The sequence below is a fragment of the Corynebacterium sp. UMB9976 genome (assembly GCF_030212265.1).
Lineage (GTDB): Bacteria > Actinomycetota > Actinomycetes > Mycobacteriales > Mycobacteriaceae > Corynebacterium.
Map to the genome: position 1 here is coordinate 39,963 of NZ_JASODY010000010.1, position 24,954 is coordinate 64,916.

Consider the following 24,954-nt stretch of genomic DNA (forward strand, 5'->3'; position numbering starts at 1 on the left):
TCAGTTACCAGCCTCCGGCGGGAATAGTTGTGGAGCGGGCTCTGTGTCTTAGTCCAAGAGCTGTTTTAGCCCCAGAGCTGCGCCACCCGCTGCCGCACCTCCGGCAGCGTGGCCCGGAATTCGGGCATGAGGTTGAGCTCCTCCAGCTTCGAGAGCGGCTGCCATCGCAGGTCCGTGGATTCCTCGGTGAGGACGAACTCCAGCGGGTGCTCAGCGCGCGCAATGACAGTGCTATACCGCCATTCAGTCACGGTCTCATCGAGCACCTCCCACCAGAACTTGGCGCCGAGCCCGAAGACCGCCCGTCCCCCGTGTTCTGGGTGGTAAATGGGCTGTTCCTGCAGTGCCTGGCGGACATCGCCATCACGCTCGATCATGGCCCGCACGGGATCCAACAGGTGTTCCTCCTCCGGGAGGACGGCTTCGCGGCGCAGCACGTGATCCAGCTCGACGCGAGAGGTGACCAGCGTATCCAGGACGGTGACGTCCGCGGGGTCGATCCCAGTCTCCTCCTGAGTCTCGCGCAGCGCGCCCTGCTCGGGAGACTCGCCGTGGTCGATCGCCCCACCCGGCAGCGCCCAGGTGTCCCCACGGTTGGTCCACCAGGCACGGTGCTGCATGAGGACGACCGGCTCGGCGGAGTCCTCGGCCGGGGCGCACAGGAACAGCCCGGCTGCCCCCAGGGTCCCCCACCTGCGGGAACCATCGACGCCAATTGCCCAGCCATCACCCGTAGTAACCATAGGGTCTACTGTACGCCAGCGGCCCCGCACCCAAATCGAATCTGGGTGCGGGGCCGCTCGGTATGCCTAGTTCAAGGAGCCTTAGTTCTCGCGGCCTGCCTCGAAGGCGGAGCCGACGCGGTAGATGCTCTCCTCACCATGGGCCGGGCCCATCAGCTGCAGACCGGTTGGCAGCTGGGTATCGCTGCTCAGTCCGCCCGGAACGGACATGCCGCAGACACCGGCGAGGTTCAGCGGGAGGGTGAACAGATCGAAGAGGTACATCTGCAGCGGATCGTCGACCAGTTCGCCGAGCTTGAACGCGGTGGTTGGGGTCGTCGGCGCGGCGATGACGTCCACCTGCTCGAAGGCCTTGGCGTAGTCCTGCGCGACGAGGTTACGCACGCGCTGTGCCTGCAGGTAGTAGGCGTCGTAGTAACCAACGGAGAGCGCGTAGGTGCCCAACATGATGCGGCGCTTCACCTCCGGACCAAAGCCCTGCGCGCGACTCAGGCTCATGACCTCATCGGCGCTGCGGGTGCCGTCGTCACCGGCGCGCAGGCCGTAACGCATCCCGTCAAAGCGGGCGAGGTTGGAGGAGATCTCGGAGAACTGGATCAGGTAGTAGGCATTCAGCGCGTGGTCGAAGTTCGGGCAGTCGACCTCCACGAGCTCCGCGCCCTGGGACTTCAGCTGCTCCAGGTTGGCCTCGTAGCGCTCGCGCACGCCCGCCTGCAGGGCTTCTGCCTGCTGGAACTGCTTGATCACACCAACCTTCACGCCCTTGAGGTCACCGTTCGCACCCTGCTTGGCGGCTGCGACCACGTCGGCGATCTCGTGGCGGGAGGACGTGGCGTCGTTCTGGTCGAAGCCCGCAATAACCTGGTGCAGGCGGGCGGTGTCCTCGACCGTACGGGCCGCCGGGCCGCCCTGGTCCAGGGAGGAGGCGCAGGCGATCAGGCCATAGCGGGAGACGGTGCCGTAGGTCGGCTTCACGCCCACGGTGTTGGTCAGCGCAGCCGGCTGGCGGATGGAACCACCCGTGTCAGATCCGATGGCCAGCGGAGCCATGCCCGCAGCCAGCGCGGCGGAGGAGCCACCGCCGGAGCCACCCGGGGTACGCTCCAGATCCCACGGGTTGCGGGTCACGCCATAAGCGGAGTTCTCGGTGGAGGAACCCATCGCGAACTCGTCCATGTTGGTCTTACCCAGGATCGGGATGCCAGCGCTGCGCAGACGCAGGGTCAGCGTCGCGTCGTAGGGGCTCATGTACCCCTCGAGCATCTTCGAACCGGAGGTGGTGGGCGCGTCGGTGGTGACGAAGGCATCCTTCAGCGCGAGCGGCACACCGGCCAGGCTCGAGGTCGGCGTATCACCAGCGGCGATGGCGGCGTCGACGTTGTGGGCGGCAGCCAGTGCCTCGTCGGCGCTGACGTGAATGAAAGCGTTGATCTCCCCATCAACGTCGCTAATGCGGTCCAGGTGAGCCTGGGTCACCTCGACAGAGCTGATGTCCCGCGAGTGAATCTTCTCTGCCAGTTCGGCGGCGGTCCAGGTCGTGAAGTCGGAGTCCGTACGCTCCCCGACCGTCAGGCGCTGAGCTTCAGTCATCAATAATCCTTTGAGCTGTAATCATCGGCAGCGTGGGTGCGCTGCGTGGAGTTGGTGTTGTTATTCCGGCGTGCCAGCCAGGCACAAAGCTAAGGCAGGTTAATCGGCGAGGATCTGCGGAACCTGGAAGCGCTGATCCTGCACTGCCGGTGCCTGGTCCAGGGCCTGCTCGGCGGTCAGCACGGGCATGACGACGTCCTCGCGCATCACGGAGACGGCACCGTCGACGTTCTGCGTCGGGTGGCTGAGCGGCTCGACGCCCTCGGTATCGACCTTGGAGATCGCGGCGACGTGCTCGATGATGTCGTCGATCTGGTCGGCGTAGCTCTGCAGCTCATCCTCCGGGATCTCGAGGCGTGCCAGCTTGGCCAAGTGGGCAACATTTTCGCGGGAAATTTCAGACATGCCCATAACTCTAGTCAAGGCCGTGCACGTTCACCTAGCATGCCCCGGCCGGAAAAGAGCTCCTTAAGTTTTTCGCACGGATCGCTAGACTTTAGGCATGTCTTATTTGATGCGCGTGCGCGTACCCGATTCGCCCGGCGCCCTTGGCAAGATCGCCCAGGCGCTCGGCAACGTCGACGGCAACATCCAAGGCGTCGACATCGTCGGCTACGACGAAGACGACTCCCTGAACAACGAGATCGTCGTCGTTGACGACATCGTCGTGGACCTGCCCCACGGCACGTTGCCGGACGTCTTGATCACCGCAGCCCAGGAAGTCGAGGGCGTGTTCGTCGACTCCATCCGCCCGTTCTCCGGCTCGATCGACCGCCGCGGCCAGGTGCAGATGTTGGCCTCCATCGCGGCGCTGCGCTCCCGCCGCGCTGAGGCCCTGGAGACGCTGATGGCGGATCTGCCGCGCTCCATGTCCGCGGGCTGGGCCATCGTGTTGGATACCGCGCCCCGCACCCATCGCATCGCGGCCTCGAGCGCTGCTCCTGAGGACAACGGCCAGGAGCTGGATTCCGCGCCCGTACTCGAGGCCCGGGTTCTCAACCCCGAGCAGGAGGACTGGATCCCCGAGCCCTGGGCGGTCATGGACTCCTCGCTTGCCGCCACCCCCATCGAGGGTTCCTCGCTGATCCTCATCGTGGGTCGCCCGGGCGGCCCGGACTTCCTGCTCTCCGAGGTGGAGCACCTGCGGCAGCTGGGCAGCATCCTGGGCGCGTTCTTCGCCGACTGATCCCTCGCCGGCGAAATACAACGCCCCGCGGCCGGGCGGGCGACCGTCGGGGGCTGAGGTGTTTTAGGCCTTCAGGAAGAACTGATAAGCCGGGCTGGAGCTGACCTCCGTGGCGTGATAACCCAGCTTCTCCAGGTGCTCGGCGAACTCCGCGTCCCCCTCCACATTCTCGAACGCGGCGAGCACGCGACCATAGTCCATGCCGATGCTTCGGTAGTGGAAGGCCGACACATTCCACCGCGTTCCCAGCACCTCGAGGAAGCGGATGAGAGCGCCCGGGTGCTCCGGGAACTCGAAAGCGAACACGCTCTCGGTCACGGCGTGTGGTGGCTGGCCGCCAATCATGTACCGCACGTGTTCCTTGGCCACCTCGTCCTCGGAGAGGTCGACCACCCCATAGTCAGCCGCAGCCAGGTCGGTGAGGATGGATTCCCGCTCCTGGTGGCCACCCTTGAGCTGCACACCGACGAAGATCTTCGCTGGTTCGTCGGTCTCCCCCACGCGGTAGCTGAACTCGGTGACCGCGCGGCTACCCAACACGGTGCAAAAGTCCAGGAAGGCGCCCTTGGCCTCGGGGATCGTCACGCCGAACAGGGCCTCGCTGCCCTCGCCGAGCTCCGCGCGCTCGGAGACATAGCGCAGCGAGTGGAAGTTGACGTTGGCGCCCGAGAGTACGTGGACGAGGGTTTCGTCGGTGATCTCGTGTTCGGCGCAGTAGCGCTTGAGGCCCGCCAGCGCCACCGCACCGGCAGGCTCGGCGATCGCGCGAGTGTCGTCGAAGATGTCCTTGATCGCCGCGCTGATCTCGTCGGAGGTGACGGTCACGACGTCATCCAGCCACTCGTCCAGGATGCGGAAGTTCTCATCCCCGATGCGCTTGACCGCCACGCCCTCGGCAAACAGGCTGGTGTAGGCCAGGTCCACCGGCCCGCCCGCCTTCTTCGCGGCGACGAAGCAGGCGGACTCCTCCGGCTCCACGCCAATGACCTGGATTGTGGGGGTCAGCTGCTTGAGCAGGATCGCCACACCGGCAGCCAGGCCGCCGCCTCCGATGGGGACGAAGACACGGTCGATCTCGGGGACGTCCTGGAAAATCTCCAGGCCGATGGTTCCCTGACCGGCGACCACCGCCTCGTCGTCGAAGGGGGCGACGAAGACCATGCCCTCGGTCTCGGAGAGCTCGATGGCCTTCGCCTTGGCCTCGTCGAAGTTGGCACCGTGCAGCAGCACACCGCCGCCCAGCCCCTGCACTGCGGCGACCTTGATCTGCGGGGTGATCTCCGGCATTACGATGGTGGTCTGGATACCCAGCTCGCGGCCGGACAGGGCCACCCCCTGCGCGTGGTTTCCAGCGGATGCCGCGACCACGCCCCGATTGCGCTCCTCCGGGCTCAGTTGAGCCATGCGGTTGAAAGCGCCGCGAATCTTGAAACTGTGCACCGGCTGCAGGTCCTCGCGCTTGACGAGCACGCGGTTATTCAAGCGCTTGGACAGCACGGGCATCGCGTCGGTGGGAGTGTGCTTCGCCGCCCGGTAGACGGGTGCTGCGACGATCTCCTTGAGGTAATCGGCTGCGGTGGGCTGTGGTGAGGAAGACATGTTTAGAAATTATAGGCAACCGGCCTATTGCAGCGGCCAGCTGGTGTTCACGTTCGCGTCGCGCCCCTTGGAGCGGAAGTATTCTGCCAAGCTGGACTGCTGCTCGTAGTACCAAGTGGACTGGTTCAACATGAGTTCGTCGGCGCTCATCTGGGTCAGCTCCGGGTGCTCACGGGCGATCTTCCATGCTACGCGGGCCGCGGCGATCGCATCAGCGGTGGCCTCGTGCGCATTGTCGAGGGCCACCTCGTAGTGTTCGCAGACCGCCCCCAGGGTGCGCTTGCCCTTGCGATACTGGTCGAAGTGGCGGTCCAGCAGCAGCGGGTCGATGACTGGACCGTCCACGGTGAAGCTCGGGTCTTGGCTGCGCAGCACCGTCAGGTCATAGGGCGCATTGAAGACCACGAGGGTCGCGCCGTCCTCCCAACCCTGCCGGATCGCCCGGATCGTCTCCGCCAGGACCTCGTCGTGCGGCTGACCGTGCTCCCGTGCGTATTCGGTCGTGATGCCGTGCACCGCGCTGGCCTGCTCGGGGATCTCGACCCCCGGGTCAGCGAGCAATTCGACGTCATCCACCTGACTGCCGCGGATGCGCACCATGGCGCTGGTCACGATGCGGGCGGACAGTGGATTGGTGCCGGTGGTCTCTAGGTCGAAGCTCAACATGTGAGCCGGATTGAAATGCGCTGCGGTCATGATCCTTACTCTAACCGGAGCACCAGACAGGCCAGAGCGGATCCTCGATAGACTTGGAACCCGTGAGCACTCAATACGATTCCGATTCCTCGCCCGCCGCCAACCCCGGAGCCGCAGATCCTGCGCTTGCAGAGCTGAGCCAGCAGTGGCAGTCCCTCGCGGACCAGGTCAGGCACCACCGCGAGGTGTACTACTACGGCAATCCGGAGATCTCCGACGCCGAGTTCGACGCCCTGCTCACCCAACTTCAGGAGTTCGAAAACACCCACCCCGAGGCGGTAACCGGACCCAGCCCCACCACCGAGGTCGCCCCGGCCCCTCCTGAGTCCAGCCCGTTTCGCAACGTGGACCACCAGGAGCCGATGCTCTCGCTCGATAACGTCTTCGACACCGAGCAGCTTTCCTCCTGGCTGGAGCGCACCCCGGCCAAGGCCTACCTCACCGAACTGAAGATCGACGGCGCGTCGATCAACCTGCTCTACCGTAACGGCGTCCTGGAGCTCGCTCTCACCCGCGGCGACGGCACGACCGGCGAGGACATCACCCACAACGCCCGCACCCTCTCCGATATCCCGGCGCGCCTGCAGCCCTCCGAGGACTTCCCAGTGCCGGAGCTCGTGGAGATCCGCGGCGAGGTGTTCATCCGCGTCGAGGACTTCGCGAAGATGAACGCCCAGCGCCAGGCGGAGGGGCTGAAAATGTTTGCGAATCCGCGCAACGCCGCGGCCGGAGCGATGCGCCAGAAGGACCCGGCAGAAACCGCGCGCCGCCCGCTACGCCTGATCTGTCACGGCATCGGCGCCCGCGAGGGCTTCACCCCCGCTTCCCAGCACGCGGCCTACGAAGCGCTGGCTGCCTGGGGCCTGCCGGTGAGCCCGTACACCAAGCAGGTGCACAGCGCCAAGGAAGTGCTGGAGCAGGTCACCTACTGGGCGGACCACCGCCACGATGCGGACCACGAGATGGATGGGCTCGTCATCAAGGTGGACGATACCCAGTCCCAGCAGCGGCTCGGCACGACCAGCCGCGCCCCGCGCTGGGCGATCGCCTATAAGTACCCACCGGAGGAGGCCCGCACCCGGCTGCACGACATCCGCCTAGGGATCGGGCGCACCGGCCGGGCGACCCCGTATGCGGTGATGGAGCCGAAATACGTCGCGGGCTCCACCGTGACCATGGCGACCCTGCACAACCCCTCCGAGGCCCACCGCAAGGGCGTGCGCCTGGGTGATGAGATCATGATCCGCAAGGCCGGGGAGGTCATCCCGGAGGTGCTCGGCCCGGTGGAGGACGCCCGGAGTGGTGCGGAGCGGGAGTTCCTCTTCAGCAGTCTGTGCCCGGAGTGCGGCACTCCCCTGGCCCCGGCCCGCGGAGACGATGCGGACTGGCGCTGCCCGAATACCCGCTACTGCCCCGGCCAGCTGCACACCCGCCTGACCTACATCGCCGGCCGCGGGGCCTTCGACATCGACGCCCTCGGCGAGAAGGCGGCCTATGACCTCATCCATTCCGGCGTGCTGCCGGACGAGACGGGCCTGTTCTCGCTCACGGAGGAGGATCTGCGCCGCACGGACGCGTATACGACGAAGTCCGGCGCGCTGAATAAGCAAGGTGAGACGTTGCTGACGACGCTCGCGGCGGCCAAGGAGGTCGACCTGTGGCGCGTCATCGTCGCCCTGTCCATCCGACACGTCGGACCGACCGCGGCGAAGGCCCTGGCCAATCACTACGGTTCCATTCCGGACGTCGCCGCCGCCGATGTGGAGACGATGTCCACCGTCGACGGGGTGGGGCCCATCATCGCCGAATCCGTCCGCGACTGGTTTGCGGTCTCCTGGCATAAGGAGATCGTCGATGCCTGGGCGGCCGCTGGGGTGCGGATGGAGCAGGACGTCACCGAGCAGCCTTCCGCCGACGCGGCCGGGTCTATTCAGGCCGACCTGCTGGCCGGGTTGAGCATCGTTGTCACGGGCACGCTGGAGGATTTCGACCGTTCCAGCGCGAAGGAGGCCATCGAGTCCCGCGGCGGGAAGGCGACCGGCAGCGTGTCGAAGAAGACGGACTATCTGGTCGCCGGGGCCAAAGCCGGCTCGAAGCTCACGAAGGCCGAGGAGCTGGGTATTCCGGTGCTCGACGAGGCCGGCTTCCACAAGCTGCTGAGCGAGGGGCCAGGCCAAGCTGACGAGGGCGACGCCGAGGAGGACTAGTCCCGGAGCGCTGGGATCAACACTTCGCTGCTGCGAGCCTGGTCGTTCCTGGGCTGCCCTGCTGGGTGAGGCTTAGCCTGCAGCGAGGTTGCGTGCGGCGATCCGCGCGGTCGCCGACCAGGTGGCTGCAACGGCAGGGCTCACAGCGACCTCGTCCAGCCCCGGGGTGATCGCGCAGAGGTCAACCTGCTGGACTAGCCGCTCTGCGGGGAAGCTCCACTGCTGCCACAGGCGCTGGACGGCACCCGCGTACGTGGCGGCACTGTCCTCGATCGCCGCGGCTCCCTGCGGCTCTGTGGGGCGCGGCAGGCAGATGCCGATCCCCTGGCCCGCCCCGACGCTGTATCCAATGGCGTCCTTGAGCTCCGAGGTGGACTGCTCGCCGAACAGGTGCCCGGCGGCCACCCCGACGCGGTCAAAGCCCACCTGGGGGATGTCGCGAAATAGCTCGGGCGGGCACTCGTGCAGCACGGCTCCCACGCCCTCGGGCAGCTGGCCGAGCAGCCGCTGCCACACGCCGAGGATGTGCTCGGGGTCCACCGGGGCCAGCCGATCCCAGCGCGTGGCCCCGGCCAGCCCGGCCAACAGTTGCGGCACGGCGGGCTCGTGGAGTCCGATGAACACCTCCGAGCCGGTCGCGCTGGCCAGCCATTCGGCGGTCTCCGCCAACCCAGCCCCCAACGTGAGGGCGATCTCCCGGAATGCGGGGCGGTCGGCAACGATGGGGTGGCCCGCCAGCTCCACGGTGGCGCCAAAGCTCCAGGGCCCGGCGACGTTCAGCATGATCCGTGGGGCCCGACGTTCGGCAAGCACCGCGGGCACCAGGTCTCGGAGCTCCGAAAGATAGGACCGGGTTTGGCGGCCGATCAGGCTGGCCCCGTGGCTGATCTCCCAGCCCCGCGGGTTCGCGGCGAGGTTGAGCTGCGCGAAACCGGCCGTCAGAGCGGTGACGTCCAGGGCGACGTCCTTGACCCCGGGCTCGCCTGCAGGCTGGATACGGGGCAGGGAGATCCCGCCCGGCGCGCCGGTATCCTCATCCACATCGACGCCGCGGAGAAGCGCGGCCTCCAGGGCACTGTTCTGGTCCGAGTGGGTCGTGGCGAAGGATTCCCACCAGCCGAGACGTGTCATCGCTGGGCGTCCTCGCCCTGTTCGATGGCGTCGGCGTCCACCGCGCCGACGGTGCCGGGTGCGGGCTGTTCCTCAATCGGGGCGCCGAGGGCCGTGGTCGCGCGGATGGTGCCGGAGCCCAGCAGGATGTCGCCGGCCTCGTCGGGGCGATAGACCACGGCGGCCTGGCCGCGCGCCACGCCCTCCAGGGGCTGCAGCAGCTCCAGCTCCAGACGCCACGGCAGCTCGTCGGCCTCCTTCACGCGACCCGCCGGGGTGACCGGGGCTGGGTCGTCAACGAGCCGGGCGCGGGCAGGAACCACTCCGCCATGGGCGCGCACCTGCACCTCGCAGTCGAACTCGCGGCCGTGTACCTCCGGGTCGAGGCGCTTGAGGCGGTCGGCGATGATCCCGCCGACCCGCAGGTCCTCCCGGGTGCCGACGGTCACAGTGCCCGTGTGGGCGTCGATATCCGTGACATAGCGTGGGCGGCCGTCAAGGGTTTCGCGCGGCAGGCCGAGCCCCTTGCGCTGACCAACGGTGAAGCCATACACGCCGTCGTGCTCCGCCACGGTCTCCCCGCCGGTATCCCGCACCAGGCCGGGACGCAGGCCGATCTTCGAACCCAGGAATGCCTGAGTTCGGCCATCCGGGATAAAGCAGATGTCGTGGCTATCTGGCTTATTGGCGACCCCGAAGCCGGCGTCGGCGGCCTCTTCGCGGATCTCGGGCTTGACGGTGTCCCCGACCGGGAACATGCAGTGTGCCAGCTGTTCGTCGGTCAGCACGCCGAGGACATAAGACTGGTCCTTGTCCGCGTCCACGCCCCGGCGCAGCACGCCGTCGTGGAGCTGCGCGTAGTGGCCGGTGACCACGGCGTCGAAGCCCAACGCGATGGAGCGGTCCAGCAGGGCTTCGAACTTGATCTTCTCGTTGCAGCGCAGGCACGGATTCGGGGTCTCGCCGATGGCGTAGGAGTCCACGAAGTTATCGATCACATCGGCCTTGAAGCGGTCGGAGAAGTCCCAGACGTAGAAGGGGATGCCGAGCTTGTCGGCGACCCGCCGGGCGTCGGCGGAATCCTCCAGGGAGCAGCAGCCGCGGGAACCGGCGCGCACGGCCTCCGGGGATTGGGACAGCGCCAGGTGCACGCCGATAACCTCGTGGCCTGCTTCGAGTGCCCGGGCGGCCGCGACCGCCGAATCCACACCACCGCTCATTGCTGCTACTACTCGCATGGGTGGCACCCTACTCGGGTTTAGCGGGCTTAGGCCATTCCGGCGGCGCGAGCCTGCTCGGCCACGCGCGGCAACAATTCGGCGATGCGTTCAGCGTCCGCCATCGTGGTCTCCGCGCCGAAGGTCAGCCGCAGGGCACCTCGGGCCACCTCTACGTCCACTCCCATGGCAGCGAGCACGTGGCTGGCGCGGTTCACCCCGGCCGCGCACGCCGAACCCGTGGAGGCATCCACCCCCGCGGCGTCCAGCAGCATGATGAGGCTATCCCCCTCCGCACCGGGGATGCTCAGGTGCAGGTGGCTGGGCAAGGAGGGTTCGTGGGTCCACACTTTTATCCCCTCGATGCCACGGACGGCCTCCAGCACCCGCTCGCGGATGTTCCGTAGCCGCTCGTTCTCCGCAGCCATATCCCGATGTGCCGCCGCCAGTGCTGCTGCGGTGCCCACCGCCCCGTGGACGTTGACGGTTCCGGAGCGCAGCCCGCGTTCCTGGTTTCCGCCCTTCAACGGCGAGAGGATCTTCGCGTCCCGGCGCGCGAGCAACACCCCGGTCGAGCGCGGCCCGCCGAACTTGTGCGCGCTCGCTGCGAGGGTGGCGACCCCAAGGCCGTGAAAGTCGATCGGCACCCGCCCCACTGCCTGCACGGCATCCACGTGCATGGGCACGGCCTTATCCGTGGCGATCTTGGCGAGCTCGCTGACCGGCTGGATGTTCCCGGTCTCGTTATTCGCCCACATGCAGGTGATCAGCGCCGTCTGCTCGGGGTCCATGTTTTTTAGGACGCCGATCTCCTCGGCCGCTTCAAGATCGACGACTCCGTGTTCGTCCACGGGCAGCTCGACCCGGCGGTATCCCAGGTCAAGCGGACCGGTGCACAGCCAGTCGATGGCCTCCCCCACCGCCGGGTGCTCGATGCCAGGAGCGATGATGTCGCCGGCAGTCGGGTGCAACTTCCGAGAGCCGAAGGCCAGCCCCTGCACGGCGATGTTATCGGCCTCCGTGCCCGAGGCGGTGAAGATCACCTCCACGGGGTCGGCGCCGAGGAGCTCGGCGATCTGCTCGCGAGCGTCCTCCAGCAACCGCCGGGCGTCCCGGCCGGTGCGGTACTGACCGGCCGGATTGAGCGCGGATTCTACCTCCCGCATCGCCTCGGCCGCCTCCGGGCGCAGTGGGCTGGAGGCAGCGTGGTCGGCGTAGATGCGGGGCTGGCTTGTCATGACATCCAGTGTGGCATAGCCCCTGGCAAGCTAAGCGAACATCCCCATGCCCCAGCAAATGGCAACCAGCCCGATGGAGAATGCCCAGACCACCGGCAGTGCGCGCTTGAGATAGTGACCCATCTGCCCCTCGGCGAGGCCGAGCGCCAGCCAGAGCGCCGGCGAGAACGGGGAGACGAAGGTGCCGATGACATTGCCCACGATGAGCGCTGCGGCAGCCCCCATGCCGCTCACACCGAAGTTCGCAGCAGTCTCCTGAACGATGGGCAGCACCGAGAAGTAGTAAGCGTCGGTGGACGTGAGCAGGTCCAGCGGGACGCCGAAGAACGCGACGATGATGTGCAGGTACTGCCCCACTCCCTCAGGCATGATCGCGATGAGCTGCAGGGCGATCTCCTCGAGCATGCCGCTGCCGTTGAGCACTCCCAGGAACATGGCGGCCGCGATGATCACACCGGCCATGGAGAGCGCATTCGGTGCGTGTCGGTTGAGGACCCCGGCCTGGGCTTCCTTGCCCTGGCAGTTGACGAGCATGGCCACGGTGGTGGCGATGAGGAAGGCCGGAGCCGGTGGCAGCAGGCCCGCCAGCAGCACGACCAGCACCGCGAGGATCAGCACGATATTGATCACCGTCACCACCCTGCCAGTGCGGAAGGACAGGCCGATCTCAGCCTGCTGTTGGCGCTGGTTCTCTGCGAAGTTGGCGGCCATCTTCTCGACATCGACGTTAGCCGGGCCTGGGGTGTCTGCCCCGGCTCCAACCTTCTGCGCGCTGCGCTTGCGGGCGCGGCGCAGCTCGAGGACGCCGAGGGCCCCGGCCACTGCGAACACTCCGAGCAGCGCGATGCCCTGGGCTGGCAGCAGGTGGATCCAAATATTGTGCGGATCCTGTGCGATGACCGAGCCCGCGCGCCCCACCGGGCCTGCCCACGGGACCATGTTCATCACCGACGCCGCCAGCGCGACGATCATCAGCAGTGTGTAGCGGCTCATGTGCATCGCCTTATACAGCGGCAGCAGTGCGGGAATTGTCAGTAGGAAGGTCGTCGAGCCCGAGCCGTCGAGGTGGGCGACCACGCCAATGGCTGCGGTTCCCAGCGTAATAAAGACAGGATTTCCCCTGGTTCCCTTGATCAGCGCTCGAATCACGGGCGTGAACAGCCCGACGTCCTGCATGATCCCGAAGAAGATGATCGCGAAGATGAACATCACGACCACACTCATGACGGATTTCAGCCCGTCACTGAAGAAGTCCGAGAGTTCCTCGAAGCTATAGCCCAGGATCAGCGCGCCGATCGCTGGAATGAGGGCCATGGGCACGATTGGACTCACCTTACCGCGAATCAGAATTGCGACGGTGAGAAAGATGATGGCGAGCCCAGCGATGGTGAGCCCGAGGCCTGACTGCATGCCCAAGTCCTTTCCAGTGAGGGGGTGGCGCGCCTTCAGCGCGCCTATGCCGTGCGTCACATTGTGACAGAGACCCCAAACTGGAGCACAATCATCGAGCGCACGAGAATTCGTGTGCTCGATGCGAAAACTTGGCTAGGACTTCTTCCTTCCCGTCACCGCCAACACGATCGCGAGCAGCAGGGCGATAATCCCGACCCCGGCGGCTCCGATCATGGGCCAGCTCATCCCGGTGTCTTCCTGCTCGGCGGCCACATTCTTGGCATCGGCATCGGCAGCGCCGACATCCTGCTCTTGGTCCAGATCCTTCTCGAGGGAAGCAAACTCCGGCGCCCCCTCGCCAGCCTTGCCCAGGACCTCCACGGTCATCGTGCCTTTGGCCTCCCCCTGCTTATCGGCTGTGTCCTCCCGATCGCCGCCAGAGACGATGATGTAGTAGCGGCCCGGCACCGAGTTCTCGTTCGGGTAGATCTCGCCGCTGTTCTTGTAGCGGATGGGGAATGTCCGGGCCTGGAGACTGATGCTCTTGGAGCTGCCAAAGTCCAAGCTATCAGTGTCGTTAACGAGGGCATCGCTTCCGAAGGGAGAAAGCACCCTCGTGTTCCATGCCATGAAGCGCTTCTGCACCGTTTCCAGATCGGTCTGCACCTGTACGCGCTGCCCCCAGTCCAGATCCACGGCGAACACCTGGCTTTCGCCCATCGTCACCGCGATGTTGTGGGCACCAGGCTCGATGACCTTGGCGTTCCCGAAGGAGTCACCGCCGTAGGACGTGCCTTCCGGCGCCTTTGGCACCTCCATTTCCTCCCATTCGGGTGCCTTGGCGGCTTCGGGCAACTCGTCGAGGTTTAGGACCGCGCCGCGTTCCTCCAGGTGGATCCGCACCGGGAGCTCGCCTTCGCCCTTGACCTCCGTGGTGACTTTCAGCAGCAGGTTTTCGGCGTCTTCGCACTCCCTGCTAGATAGGCTGGTGGCCAGCAGACCCTCGGGGCCGCTGCTGTGCCCATAGCCGGATTCTCGGGCGCATTTTTCTTCGCTGGTGGGATCGACCAGTTCGACGGTGATGGAGCCGTGTTCTTTGTCAGTTTCCGCCAGGCTCATCGCGGCACCTGCCCAGACCACGGAATCCTTGGCCTGCTTCGGCACGCGGTACCAGCGCGTCTCGTTGAAACCGAACTTGTCCAGGTAGGTTCCCGGCCTCATGTCGGGGGCCTCAGATCGGGAGTCCCCGCCGGTGATGGGGTCCCCGTCCAGTTGGAAGGCCTGGCCCGTGCGCATCGCAGCTTCCTCGATGGCTGTCTTGATCTCATCGGCGTTATCCGCCGAGTAGTACTTTCCGTTGCCCTTCTTCGCGATGCACTGCAGCTGATTGCGCGCCTTGCCATCCACGTTCATGCCCACCACGTTGATGGTCACGTTGATGCCCTGCTTCTGAAGTTCATCGACGACGTCGCAGGGGTCCGGGACGCAGGTTTCCTCGCCGTCGGAGACCAGGACGATGGTGTTTTCTTCATCCTCCCCTGGCTTGCCGATGTCCTTGCCGGCTTCCTTCAGGGCATAAGAGATCGGGGTCCACCCGGCTGGGCTGTACCCCTCGATGGCCTTCGAGAGGTCCTCGCGATTCCCCGTCGCAATCGGGACCACCAACTCGGAATCACGGCAGGATTCTTCGCTGCCTTTGTTCTTGTCATTCGCGCCGTACACCCGCAACCCCAGCTCGGTCTCCTCCGGTGTTGAATCAACCAGGGAGTTCAGGGCGTCCTTGGCTGCATCAATCCGGGTTTTCCCGCCATCAATCTTCTCCGCCATCGACCCGGATGAATCCATGACCAGGTGTACTCGCTGCTTCTTTGGCTTGTCGATATCGGCGTTAGCTACCCCAACGGGAACCGCCACAGCGAGGATCGCCCCCACCACGAACGCCATAATGGCCCCAACCGAACGTCGTGCCCACATCTTAAAAGTCCCCTCAACTCGAAGTTTTGTTTACTGCTTCCCAAAGCTCTTAGGCACACTATGGACGGATATAAAAAAAGCCGGTGCTCCGCCATGGCGGGAAACACCGACTTTTAATTTTTAGCTGCGCTCAGGGCAGCTGATTGGATTCGGGAACCTTAACGGTTCTTGATCTCCTCGGTTGCCTGCGGGGCAACGTCGAAGAGGTCACCAACGATACCGAAGTCTGCGATCTCGAAGATCGATGCCTCGTCATCCTTGTTGACCGCAACGATGGTCTTGGAGGTCTGCATACCAGCCTTGTGCTGGATAGCACCGGAAATGCCCAGTGCGATGTACAGGTTCGGGGACACGGTGACACCGGTCTGGCCGACCTGGAACTTGCCCGGGTAGTAGTCCGCGTCGACTGCGGCACGGGATGCACCAACGGCACCGCCGAGCGCGTCGGCCAGTGGCTCGACAACGTCGGTGAAGCCCTCGGAGCCGCCCACGCCACGGCCACCGGAGACGACGATCTTCGCCTCAGCCAGGTCCGGACGGTCGCCGGCCTCAGCCGGAGCGAAGCTGGTGATCTTCACAGCGGTCGGGCCAGCGCCCGGCAGCTCGACTGCCTGGATCTCACCGGCAGCGTCCTGCGGCTCCGGATCGATGGAGCCGGCCTGCCAGGTGAAGACCGGGGCCACGCCTGCGGCACCGGAGTCGACGATGTACTCGCCACCGAAGACCGGCTTCTTAGCGTTGCGCTCGGCGTCGATCTCGGTGATGCCGTAGACCGCACCGGAGCCCACGCGTGCGGACACGCGGCCAGCAACCTCGTTGCCGGTAGCGGACGCAGAGACCAGGACCGGAACCTGCAGGTGAGCGGCGAGCCCGGAGAGGGCGTCGACGGACGGGGTGATGAGCAGGGAGTCAGCCTCGTCGGACTCGGCAGCGTAGATGGTCTCCGCGCCAGCAGCAGCCAGCTCGGACTTCAGGCCCTCAGCGGTGCCCGGCTTGCCAACAACGACGGCGCCGACCTGGCCGAATACGCGACCAGCGGTGATGAGCTCGCGAGTGGAGTTCTGCAGCTCACCTTCAACGTGATCAACCAGTACCAATACGTTGGTCATGGATTTTCCTCTTTCCTAATGTGGCAGGGAATGTCGGGTTATGGAACGTGAAAAGCGGTGAGCTAGATCAGCTTTTCCTTAGCGAGGAACTCGACGAGCTTCTTGCCGCCGTCGCCCTCATCGGTGATCTTCTCACCGGCAGACTTCGGTGGCTTCGGCGTGACGCCAGCGACCGAAGAGGTTGCGTTGCCGCCGCCGACGTTCGCCGGATCGACGCCGATGTCGGAGAGGCTGAGCTCCTTGATCTCCTTCTTCTTCGCGGCCATGATGCCCTTGAAGACGGCGAAGCGCGGGGTGTTGGCCTTCTCCGTGACGGAGACGATGGCCGGGGTCGGCGCCTCGAGGCCGAAGATGCCCTCCTCGGTGACGCGCTTACCGGTGACGGTGCCGCTCTCGACAGCCAGCTCCTCCATGTGGGTCAGAGCCGGGATCTGACGGTACTCGGCCAGCAGGCCCGGGATAGCGCCCGCAACACCGTCGGTGGATGCGTTACCAGCGATGATGAGCTCAATGTCCTCGATCTGGTTGAGCGCGTTGCTCAGCGTCCAGGCGGTACCCAGGACGTCGGAGCCCTCGAGGCCCTCATCGGTGACCAGGATTGCCTCGTCGCAGCCCAGGGACAGTGCCTTGCGCAGCGCCTCGGTCGCGCGGGTCGGACCCACGGAGAGCACGATGACGTTGCGGGAGGAGTCTGCTTCCTTCAGCTGGAGCGCAGCCTCGACAGCGTTCTCGTTGATCTCATCGAGAACAGCGTCGGCGCTGTCACGGTCCAGACGGAAGTCGTCCTCACGGAGCTTGCGTTCGGAGTACGTGTCCGGCACCTGCTTAACCAGAACAACGATGTTCGACATGCGTTGGCCTTTCGTGATTGCGTGTTGGTTTCCAGTTCAGCTTAGCTTGAAAAACGTGAGCTTCGCCACAACACATTAATATTTTTCTAGAACCACCCCGCCATGCGGGCTGGGCGTGTCACCGTCCGTTCTACCCAACCGGCACACCCCGCGCCCGCGCTTTGCGCCAACCGGCAGCGAATTCGCAGAATTAGCGCTTTTCGGGGGCTACCGCGCGGCAGATATAGGCCACCACCCCGCTGCTCACCCCGCCCCCGCGCTGCGTCGAGTTCCGCTCCCCCAGCCGCGCGATGACGACCGTCGCCTCGCCCTTGCCCTTCAGCTTCAGCTTCGCGCGCAGCTGGTCCGGATTGATATCCGCCCCGCGCACGAGGATCTCCAGCTTGCCGACTCCTCGTTGCTGCAAAGCCTTGCGCAACTGCTTGACAGGCACGGCATCCAACACCTCGAAGGCCCGCATGCCCGCCGGGATGTGGTCCCCCGTGACATAAGCCAGGTTCGGGTCCACCAGCCACAGCCCCTCCCGGGCGGCGAAGTGGCGCACCAGCCCAGCGCGAATGATCGCTGCATCCGGTTCCATGATGTACCGGCCAGGCTGCCCCGCGCGTGCTGCGACGTCGTCTTCTGACAGCTCCGGCTCCCAGCTGGCCAGGGCGTCCACGCTGTCCCCCTGACTGCTGGTGCTGATCACCACAGCCCGGCGCGCCAACCCCTCGCTATCCCGGGCTTCCGGGGATACCAGCCCGGAGGTCAAGGCACAGGCCTCTTTGGCCTGGCCATCCACGCTGATGACGTCCACCTGGCCGGCCCAGTCCTCGAGCTCTGCGAAGTCCACGCCCGGGGCGAGTTTCACCATCAACTCGTGTCCGGGATAGGCCCCAACCAGGTCACTCACCGGGGGCTGCATGTCCTCGAGCCGGTGAATCCGCCCCGAGGAGTTGCGCCGAGCCGGGTCCGCAAGGATCACCGGCTTCTCCCCCGCTGTTCCTTCCCAGGGCTCGAGGGCATCGGCCACCCGCACCTCGACGCCCGGGCAGTTTGTGCGAGCCATCGCCACCCGAACCGGGTCAATGTCGGAGCCGCTGCACGTCAGCCCGGCCTCCTTAAGCGCCACAAGCTCTGTCCCCACCGAGCAGGTGACGTCGCGCGCCACCGCCACCCCCAGCGCCGCGAGATGCCAAGCACGGAAGCGCGCCACGGCCAGCGGGGTGGACTGCTGGGCAGCATCCTTATCGGTCCACCACCCGGCGGCGAGTTCGGCAGAGAGCTTCGCCGCCGCTATCCGGCGGGCCTCCACCAACTCGGCCACCGCACGGGCATTGTCACCCCAGGCTTTGCGCAGGGCTGCCGTATCGGACACCACGCTGCGCTGGCTGAGCTCAAGCTCGCCGGCCTGCGCGATGGCGGTGCCGGCGTCGGGAGAGGACTGGAGCCACTGAAGCTCCTCAAGACTAAAAGACAACCGCGACCTACTGCAGGTAGGAGCCCGGACGGTGCTCGAATGGGTGCTCCGGCAGGTCCGCCGGGTCAACCGCGAACTTCATTCCCGGGGCGAAGACGCGCTTCGGGCGGCCGTACATTTTGGATTCCATGAGGTAGTACTCCGCCATGTACGGTTCATCGATCGGCTCGTCGAGAACGGGGTCGACCGAGAGCCCCGACGAGAAGTCCATGACCTCGTCGACCGTGCGGAAGGTGCTCAGCAGCTTCAGCTGCGCCCACGTCGGGGGCATCAGGCTAATCTTCCGGGAACGCCACCCGTCGAGCAGCGTCGACGGGCGGAACCAGCCCGTGGACGTGGCCTCTCGCGTGTCCCCGGTCGTGTCCTGCCCCTCCGGCAGACGGGCCACGAAAAATGCCGTGTCGTAGCGGATCGGCTGCCCCTCTGGGGTCACCCAGTTCGCCCAGGGGCGCAGCAGATCGGCCCGCAGGATCAGCTTGTGCCGGTCCATGAACGTAGAAAACGGGAGCAGGTGATTCTCCAGTTCCTGGCGCTCGTGCTGGAAGCGCGTGGTGTCCGCGACAATATCTCCGTCCTCATTGGAGGCCAGGAGCGTGCCTGCCTCCTCGAAGGTCTCGCGCACCGCGGCACACACGAGGGCGCGGGCAATCGCGGGATCCTTGCGCAGACGGTGGGCCCACCAACGAACGTCCGGGCCGGACCAGCGCACATCGGGCGAGTCCACCCCGTCGCCGTCGACGTCACCGGGCATATCGCGAGCATCCACCCCACCGCCCGGGAAGACAGTCATCTCCGCGCAGAACGCCATGGTTGACGCGCGTTCCTGCACGTAGACCTCCGGGCCGGATAGCGTGTCACGCAGCAGAATGACCGTGGAGGCATGCCGTGGCTCTACCGGACCCAACTGCTCTGCAAATCCCATCTCGAGCCGGACCTCGCTTTCCACCTAAATCGGTACTTAAAAGACTCTAGCTAATCCCGCGCCCGGTGGGCTCCACCGCGACGAAGACGGCGGGCGAACCAGCGGCCGTCCTCCTGCTTAACCTCGATGGGCTGGTGGTAGGCCTTGGTGAGGTTCTCGCTGGTCATGATGTCGGTCAACAGGCCCTGGGCCACGATGTGGCCTTCGTCCAGCAGCATCCCGTGGGTGAATCCCGGCGGGATCTCCTCCACGTGGTGGGTGACCAACACGGTCGCCGGGGAGTCCGGATCCATCGCGATCTGGCTGAGCAGCTCGATCAGATCTTCGCGGCCACCGAGGTCCAGCCCGGCACCCGGCTCATCGAGCAGCAACAGCTCCGGGTCGGTCATCAAGGCGCGCGCGATGAGGGTGCGCTTGCGCTCTCCCTCAGACAGCGTGCCCCACGTGCGGTCGGCCAGGTGATACGCCCCCACGACCTCGAGGGTGTTGACGGCCTGCTCGTAGTCCATCTCGTCGTAGGCCTCCCGCCACCGTCCCATGACGTCGTAGCCCGCGGAGATGACGATGTCCGAGACCACCTCGTCGTCCGGGATGCGGTGAGCCAGGGCAGAGCTGGACATTCCGACGGCGGTGCGGATGTCGCGGACGTCGGAGGAGCCCAATCGTTCGCCGATGATGTCCACGGTGCCGGTCGTCGGGAAAAGCTGCGCGCTGGCCAAGCGCATCAGGGAGGTCTTCCCGGCGCCGTTGGGCCCCATGATGACCCAGCGCTCGTCAAGCTCGACCTGCCAGTCCAGCTCGTGCAGGATCTCGTTGCCGCCCCGGCGCAGCGATACACCGCGCATGTCCAGGATCAGGTCCTCCGGCGCCGCCGGCTGGGTTTCCGGGGTGGAAATGACATTGCGTTGCATGGTGGTTCTCGTTACCTCAGGGGCTCGTGGGATCGGATCGGGTTACTCCGGCGGATAACCGCGGTTCTAGAACAGGGCGCTGGCCATGTTCGTGCGGGCCGCGATGACCTCCGGATCGGCGGCATCATAAAGCTCGAAGAGCTGCAGCAGCTGCTGCTTCGCGCGGTCCTTCTCCTCGCCCGCGGTGTGGCGCATCGCGGTGACGAGAACGTCGAAGCCCTGGGCCTTCTCACCGCGCAGGGCGAGCAGCTCGGCGGCGGCCATCGCGGCGTCGACGTTGCCCGGGTCTGCAGCCACCTGCTCCAGTGCCTGCTCTCCGGCAGCTGGATCCCCGGCGCGTTCCGCGAGGATGACGTTGGCCCGTGCGGCCCGTGCCGTCGCCGCGAGCTCGGGGTCGGTGTTCGGGTCGGCGAGGATGGCGTCGTAGGCGGCGATCGCTTCCTGGGTCTGCCCCTGTTCAATGAGGGACGCAGCCTCATCGAGGCGGGAGTCCTGTTCTTCAGCGGCGGCCCCCGAATCCGCAGGCAGGCCCGGCAGCTTACCGTCGACGGCCTGGATCACCGACTCCAGCCACTGCTCCACCTGCTCCTGCGGCTGGGCTCCCTGGAAGGACGTCGCTGGGCGGCCAGCCACCAGGGCAAGCACCGTGGGCACGCCACGCACCCCGAGCGCCTGGGCCATCTCCGGCACCGCATCGGCGTCGATGTAGCGGAATACCCACTTCAGCTGCTCCTGCGGCACATCCGGCATCTCCACCAGACGGGCGAAGAAGTTCTTCAGCTCCGCGCTGGCCTCGGAGCGGGCACTACCCACCAGGAGGATCACCGGAACCTGGGTGGAGCGGACCACGAGGTCCTGCTCGAAGGATTCTGGGGTGACGTCCGCCGATCGGGCGACGTAGTCCACGCTCACTCCAGCTTCCGCTGCTTGCTGTGCGTGCTTCTCGCGCTGCACGGCCTGCTGCTTCACCGTCCCCAGGTCAATCGCCCCCGAAACAAAACGCTGCGGCGCCTGCGGCTGCCGAGGGGAGGATGGCTGCGCCTGCGGGGCGCCGCTCTGCGGACGAGAGGCCGGTTGGGAGGAAGGATCGTGCGGTACAGTCATGCCCTCCATAGTAACGGCTTCCGACCGCGGGGTGACCGCGCCCAATCCCCCGGCCGACTGGGACGCTTCGACCCCATGAGCACCGGGGCCTAGAACAGCCGAAACTCCGAATCATCGGTGCCACGCATCGCCGCATAGTCCAAGGTCACGCAGCGAATTCCCCGGTCTTCGGCCAGGGTGCGGGCCTGAGGCTTGATCTCCTGGGCGGCGAAGACACCAGTCACCGGGGCAAGCAGCTCGTCACGGTTGAGCAGCTCGACGTAACGGGTCAGCTGCTCGACTCCGTCGATGTTCCCGCGGCGCTTGATCTCCACCGCAACGGTCGCCCCCGTCGCGTCCTTGGTGAGGATGTCCACCGGCCCGATGGGGGTCGGGTATTCGCGGCGCACCAGCGAGTAGCCCTCCCCCAGGATCTCGATCTGCTCGGCCAGCAGCTCCTGGAGGTGGGCCTCTACGCCGTCCTTCTGCAGCCCCGGGTCTTCGCCGAGGTCAAAGTTCTGGTCGGAGTGCACCGCGAAGAGCTGGATGCGCAGCTGCTCGCCCTTCGGATTCTCGACGACCCACAGGGCCTCGACGTCTTCGTCCTCCAGCTCAGGAAGTGTGAGGAAGGGGTCCTTGCCGTCTGTGGCCTCGGCGAGTACCTCCGCGCGGCGGTATTCCGTCGTCGTGCAGGGTGGGGTCATCCAGTTCAGGGGCTTATAGGCCCGGTCATCAGCATGGATGGAGACCGCACCGTCCGACTTCACCATGATCAGGCGATCGGCGCGCGGCAGATGAGCTTCCAGTCGACCGACGTAGTCGACGGCACACGTGGCGATGATGAGACGCATTTTTCCAACGCTACCCCACGCCTGGCAGCAACGGGCTATTCATAGGGCGTCGTGGTCAGCACTCCGTGGTGGAGGTACAGGCGGCGATCGCAGAGCCGGTCGATGCCCCGAGCTCAGTGTCTGGCGGATGGTCTTATCGGCGGTGACGTCGATACCCACCTGGACCTCCTCGCTATTCGTCTTACCCCTTCTCTCCGGACGGCGCGGTGGGCAGCTGGTCAGCTTGGTTTTCTTTGGCCAACGCAAAAACCCCGCCCGGGTAGCCCCGGTCGGGGTAGAAAACGATAAGAAGACTCAAGAGAATCGCGTCGTGCGCACCCAGCGCTCTGAAGGCGCGGACTCCAGCCAGGAGACGAAGGCGTTATCCCCCTGCTCGTCGATGGCGATCTCGTACTCCTCGCCACGGTGGGAAATCTTCATCACGTGGCAGTAGCCCTCGATGAAGGGGCGCTCCTTATCCACAATGTCCCGGCGGGACACCACGGTGGTCCCCAACCGGGTCAACACCAGATCCGACCCGGGCCGCAGGCTGCGCAACTTGTACAGCCGAGCCGAGGTCCTCGAATAAACCAAAACCCCGTGTCGCCAGTGCCTTGCCTCCTCGGCGGGAAGCGCACGCAGCAGCACGGGGTAGCCTTCGCTCCGCAGGTAGAAGAAGCGCCACAGGATGACGCCAACGAGCAGCAGAAGAAGAACAATTCCCAAAAGCACAAGAATCGTGGTCAACGTTTCCGCCTCTTCGCCGTCGCATCATCCCGCCAACCCGGCGGGCAGGAAAACCAGGAGTGTTTCAAGGCTGCAATACCTTAAACAAAATTTAGCCCCATGCCTGGATATTAACAATTCCCTCCCACCGGTGGGCTGCCTTCCGCACTCAGCGGGAGAAAACCGCATCCTTAGGGCGAAAAGCACAAAGGCCACCCCGCGCGGGTCACCCCACGCGACGTGGCCTTTGGCCGGTAGTCCGAAAACCTCGGTCTACTTCTCCTTGGAACGCTTCACAGCGCGCAACTCGGACTCTGCGCGAGACTTCTCCTCCTCGGAGGACGCCTCACGCACCCGAGCCTCAGCATCAGCCTGGTCGACCTCATCGGCCCACACAGCGCTATCAGCGAGAACGGTGATCTTCTGGGTGGACACGGACAGGAACCCGCCCTGTACCGCGGCCACCAGCTTCTCACCCTCAGTGGTCCGGATGATCACGACGCCATTCTCGACCAGCTGGCCGAGCAGTGGCTCGTGACCTGGAAGCACGCCGATCTCGCCCTCGGTGGTCTCCGCGATGACGGCCGTTGCGGTGCCAGACCACAACGCCTTCTCCACAGCCACCAATTCAGCGGCAATCTCAGCCATGTGTGCTCCTCTTACTTGTCCGTGAGCTTCTTGTAGGCGGCCTCGACGTCATCCAGACCACCCAGGCCGTTGAAGGCCTGCTCTGGGTAAGCGTCGAACTCACCATCACAGATGCGCTCGAAGGCGTCGATGGTCTCCTCCAGTGGAACGAAGGAGCCCGGGATGCCCGTGAACTTCTCTGCGACGAAGAAGTTCTGGCCCAGGAAGCGCTCGATACGACGAGCACGCTGGACGGTGATCTTGTCCTCCTCAGACAGCTCGTCCATACCAAGGATGGCGATGATGTCCTGGAGCTCCTTGTTCTTCTGCAGGATGTTGATCACGCGCTGTGCAACCTCGTAGTGCTTCTCGCCGACGATGCCCGGCTCGAGGATACGAGAGGTGGAGGTCAGCGGGTTCACTGCCGGGTAAATACCCTTGGAAGCGATCGCACGGTCCAGCTCAGTGGTTGCATCGAGGTGGGCGAAGGTCGTCGCCGGTGCCGGGTCGGTGTAGTCATCGGCCGGCACGTAGACAGCCTGCAGGGAGGTAATGGACTTACCCTTAGTGGAGGTAATGCGCTCCTGCAGAACACCCATCTCGTCAGCCAGGGTCGGCTGGTAACCCACTGCGGACGGCATGCGGCCGAGCAGCGTGGAGACCTCAGAACCTGCCTGGGTGAAACGGAAGATGTTGTCGATGAACAGCAGCACGTCCTGGCCCTGAACATCGCGGAAGTACTCCGCCATGGTCAGACCGGACAGAGCCACGCGCATACGGACTCCCGGCGGCTCATCCATCTGGCCGAACACCAGGGCGGTGTCCTGGAGCACGCCCATCTCCTCCATCTCGAGGAAGAGGTCCGTACCCTCACGGGTACGCTCGCCGACGCCGGCGAACACGGAGGTACCGGAGAACTCGCGGGCGATACGGGTAATCATCTCCTGAATCAGGACGGTCTTACCCACACCTGCACCACCGAAGAGGCCAATCTTGCCACCCTTGACGTAAGGGGTCAGCAGGTCGATGACCTTAACGCCGGTCTCCAGGATCTCGGTCTTACCCTCGAGCTCGTCGAATGCCGGTGGCTCGCGGTGGATGCCCCACTGCTCGCCGTCGCGGCCGAGACCTGGCTCGTCCAGGCAGTCGCCCAGGGCGTTGAAGACGTGGCCCTTGACGACGTCGCCGACTGGCACGGAGATCGGCTTACCGGTGTCCTTGACCTCTGCACCGCGGACCAGGCCGTCGGTCGGGGCCATGGAGACGGTGCGCACCAGGTTGTCACCCAGGTGCTGTGCGACCTCCAGGGTAATGGTCTTCGCAACTGCCTCGAGGTCAACCTCGACGTGCAGTGCGTTGAATAGTGCTGGCTGCTGCCCACGCGGGAACTCCACGTCGACAACCGGGCCGATCACTCGAACGACGCGGCCGGCAGCAGTCGGTGCAGCAGAGTTCTGCTGCTCCTGAATTGCTGTAGTCAT

The 24,954-nt window shown here is 65.5% G+C and carries 22 protein-coding genes; 2 read left to right on the forward strand and 20 right to left on the reverse strand.

The genetic code is table 11. The annotated features are described in order from the left end of the window. Positions 1-65 precede the first annotated feature (65 nt). The 3 genes from QP140_RS06150 to gatC all read right to left on the reverse strand — a co-directional run bounded on the left by QP140_RS06150 (position 66) and on the right by gatC (position 2,738). Positions 66-743 (reverse strand): NUDIX domain-containing protein, encoded by a 678-nt coding sequence (locus QP140_RS06150; protein ID WP_284758683.1) that lies wholly within the window; start codon positions 741-743, stop codon positions 66-68. Positions 744-824: 81 nt separating this feature from the next. Further along, complete coding sequence (gatA, locus tag QP140_RS06155; protein WP_284758684.1) at positions 825-2,333, reverse strand: Asp-tRNA(Asn)/Glu-tRNA(Gln) amidotransferase subunit GatA; 1,509 nt, start codon at positions 2,331-2,333, stop codon at positions 825-827. 99 nt (positions 2,334-2,432) lie between these two features. Continuing rightward, the gene (gene gatC, locus QP140_RS06160) at positions 2,433-2,738 is read right to left on the reverse strand and encodes an Asp-tRNA(Asn)/Glu-tRNA(Gln) amidotransferase subunit GatC (RefSeq protein ID WP_070759377.1); all 306 of its coding nucleotides are present in this window, start codon (positions 2,736-2,738) and stop codon (positions 2,433-2,435) included. A gap of 97 nt (positions 2,739-2,835) precedes the next feature. On the opposite strand from gatC, the gene QP140_RS06165 reads away from it, so the two are divergent. Continuing rightward, complete coding sequence (locus QP140_RS06165; RefSeq protein ID WP_070759316.1) at positions 2,836-3,519, forward strand: amino acid-binding ACT domain protein; 684 nt, start codon at positions 2,836-2,838, stop codon at positions 3,517-3,519. Between the two features lie 63 nt (positions 3,520-3,582). Here QP140_RS06165 and ilvA read toward each other — a convergent pair whose 3' ends face one another. After that, positions 3,583-5,118: a threonine ammonia-lyase, biosynthetic gene (gene ilvA, locus QP140_RS06170; RefSeq protein ID WP_284758685.1), complete on the reverse strand. Its 1,536-nt coding sequence runs from the start codon at positions 5,116-5,118 to the stop codon at positions 3,583-3,585. Between the two features lie 24 nt (positions 5,119-5,142). Then, entirely contained in the window at positions 5,143-5,814 is a 672-nt protein-coding gene (locus tag QP140_RS06175) for a 3'-5' exonuclease (RefSeq protein ID WP_246818125.1), read from the reverse strand. A gap of 62 nt (positions 5,815-5,876) precedes the next feature. Between QP140_RS06175 and ligA the strand changes: the two genes are divergently transcribed. Then, the gene (gene ligA, locus QP140_RS06180; RefSeq protein WP_284758686.1) at positions 5,877-8,021 is read left to right on the forward strand and encodes an NAD-dependent DNA ligase LigA; all 2,145 of its coding nucleotides are present in this window, start codon (positions 5,877-5,879) and stop codon (positions 8,019-8,021) included. A 72-nt stretch (positions 8,022-8,093) separates the two neighbouring features. On the opposite strand, the gene QP140_RS06185 is transcribed toward ligA, so the two are convergent. The 15 genes from QP140_RS06185 to atpD form a co-directional block, all read right to left on the reverse strand. Next, the gene (locus QP140_RS06185; protein WP_284758687.1) at positions 8,094-9,152 is read right to left on the reverse strand and encodes a hypothetical protein; all 1,059 of its coding nucleotides are present in this window, start codon (positions 9,150-9,152) and stop codon (positions 8,094-8,096) included. Continuing rightward, positions 9,149-10,369 (reverse strand): tRNA 2-thiouridine(34) synthase MnmA, encoded by a 1,221-nt coding sequence (gene mnmA, locus QP140_RS06190; RefSeq protein WP_070759309.1) that lies wholly within the window; start codon positions 10,367-10,369, stop codon positions 9,149-9,151. Before mnmA ends, QP140_RS06185 begins: the two co-directional genes overlap by 4 nt. A 29-nt stretch (positions 10,370-10,398) precedes the next feature. Continuing rightward, the gene (locus tag QP140_RS06195) at positions 10,399-11,586 is read right to left on the reverse strand and encodes a cysteine desulfurase family protein (protein ID WP_284758688.1); all 1,188 of its coding nucleotides are present in this window, start codon (positions 11,584-11,586) and stop codon (positions 10,399-10,401) included. A gap of 30 nt (positions 11,587-11,616) precedes the next feature. Continuing rightward, on the reverse strand, positions 11,617-12,996 hold the full coding sequence (locus QP140_RS06200) for an SLC13 family permease (RefSeq protein WP_284758689.1): 1,380 nt from the start codon (positions 12,994-12,996) through the stop codon (positions 11,617-11,619). A gap of 135 nt (positions 12,997-13,131) precedes the next feature. Next, entirely contained in the window at positions 13,132-14,922 is a 1,791-nt protein-coding gene (locus QP140_RS06205) for a vWA domain-containing protein (protein ID WP_284758690.1), read from the reverse strand. A gap of 188 nt (positions 14,923-15,110) precedes the next feature. Continuing rightward, positions 15,111-16,061, reverse strand: a complete 951-nt coding sequence (locus QP140_RS06210; protein ID WP_070759305.1) for an electron transfer flavoprotein subunit alpha/FixB family protein — start codon at positions 16,059-16,061, stop codon at positions 15,111-15,113. Between the two features lie 62 nt (positions 16,062-16,123). Next, positions 16,124-16,912, reverse strand: coding sequence for an electron transfer flavoprotein subunit beta/FixA family protein (locus QP140_RS06215; protein ID WP_284758691.1), 789 nt, complete (start codon positions 16,910-16,912; stop codon positions 16,124-16,126). 190 nt (positions 16,913-17,102) lie between these two features. Further along, positions 17,103-18,374, reverse strand: coding sequence for a class I SAM-dependent methyltransferase (locus QP140_RS06220; RefSeq protein ID WP_284758692.1), 1,272 nt, complete (start codon positions 18,372-18,374; stop codon positions 17,103-17,105). A gap of 7 nt (positions 18,375-18,381) precedes the next feature. Continuing rightward, positions 18,382-19,296: an NUDIX hydrolase gene (locus QP140_RS06225; protein ID WP_070759299.1), complete on the reverse strand. Its 915-nt coding sequence runs from the start codon at positions 19,294-19,296 to the stop codon at positions 18,382-18,384. 50 nt (positions 19,297-19,346) lie between these two features. Next, positions 19,347-20,207, reverse strand: coding sequence for an ABC transporter ATP-binding protein (locus tag QP140_RS06230; RefSeq protein WP_070759297.1), 861 nt, complete (start codon positions 20,205-20,207; stop codon positions 19,347-19,349). Positions 20,208-20,273: 66 nt separating this feature from the next. Further along, entirely contained in the window at positions 20,274-21,311 is a 1,038-nt protein-coding gene (locus QP140_RS06235) for a tetratricopeptide repeat protein (protein WP_284758693.1), read from the reverse strand. 89 nt (positions 21,312-21,400) lie between these two features. Further along, positions 21,401-22,141: an endonuclease NucS gene (gene nucS, locus QP140_RS06240; protein WP_284758694.1), complete on the reverse strand. Its 741-nt coding sequence runs from the start codon at positions 22,139-22,141 to the stop codon at positions 21,401-21,403. A gap of 294 nt (positions 22,142-22,435) precedes the next feature. Continuing rightward, on the reverse strand, positions 22,436-22,867 hold the full coding sequence (locus tag QP140_RS06245) for a DUF2550 domain-containing protein (protein WP_141759456.1): 432 nt from the start codon (positions 22,865-22,867) through the stop codon (positions 22,436-22,438). A gap of 252 nt (positions 22,868-23,119) precedes the next feature. After that, positions 23,120-23,494, reverse strand: a complete 375-nt coding sequence (locus tag QP140_RS06250; RefSeq protein WP_070759292.1) for a F0F1 ATP synthase subunit epsilon — start codon at positions 23,492-23,494, stop codon at positions 23,120-23,122. A gap of 11 nt (positions 23,495-23,505) precedes the next feature. Continuing rightward, entirely contained in the window at positions 23,506-24,954 is a 1,449-nt protein-coding gene (atpD, locus tag QP140_RS06255; RefSeq protein ID WP_012359967.1) for a F0F1 ATP synthase subunit beta, read from the reverse strand.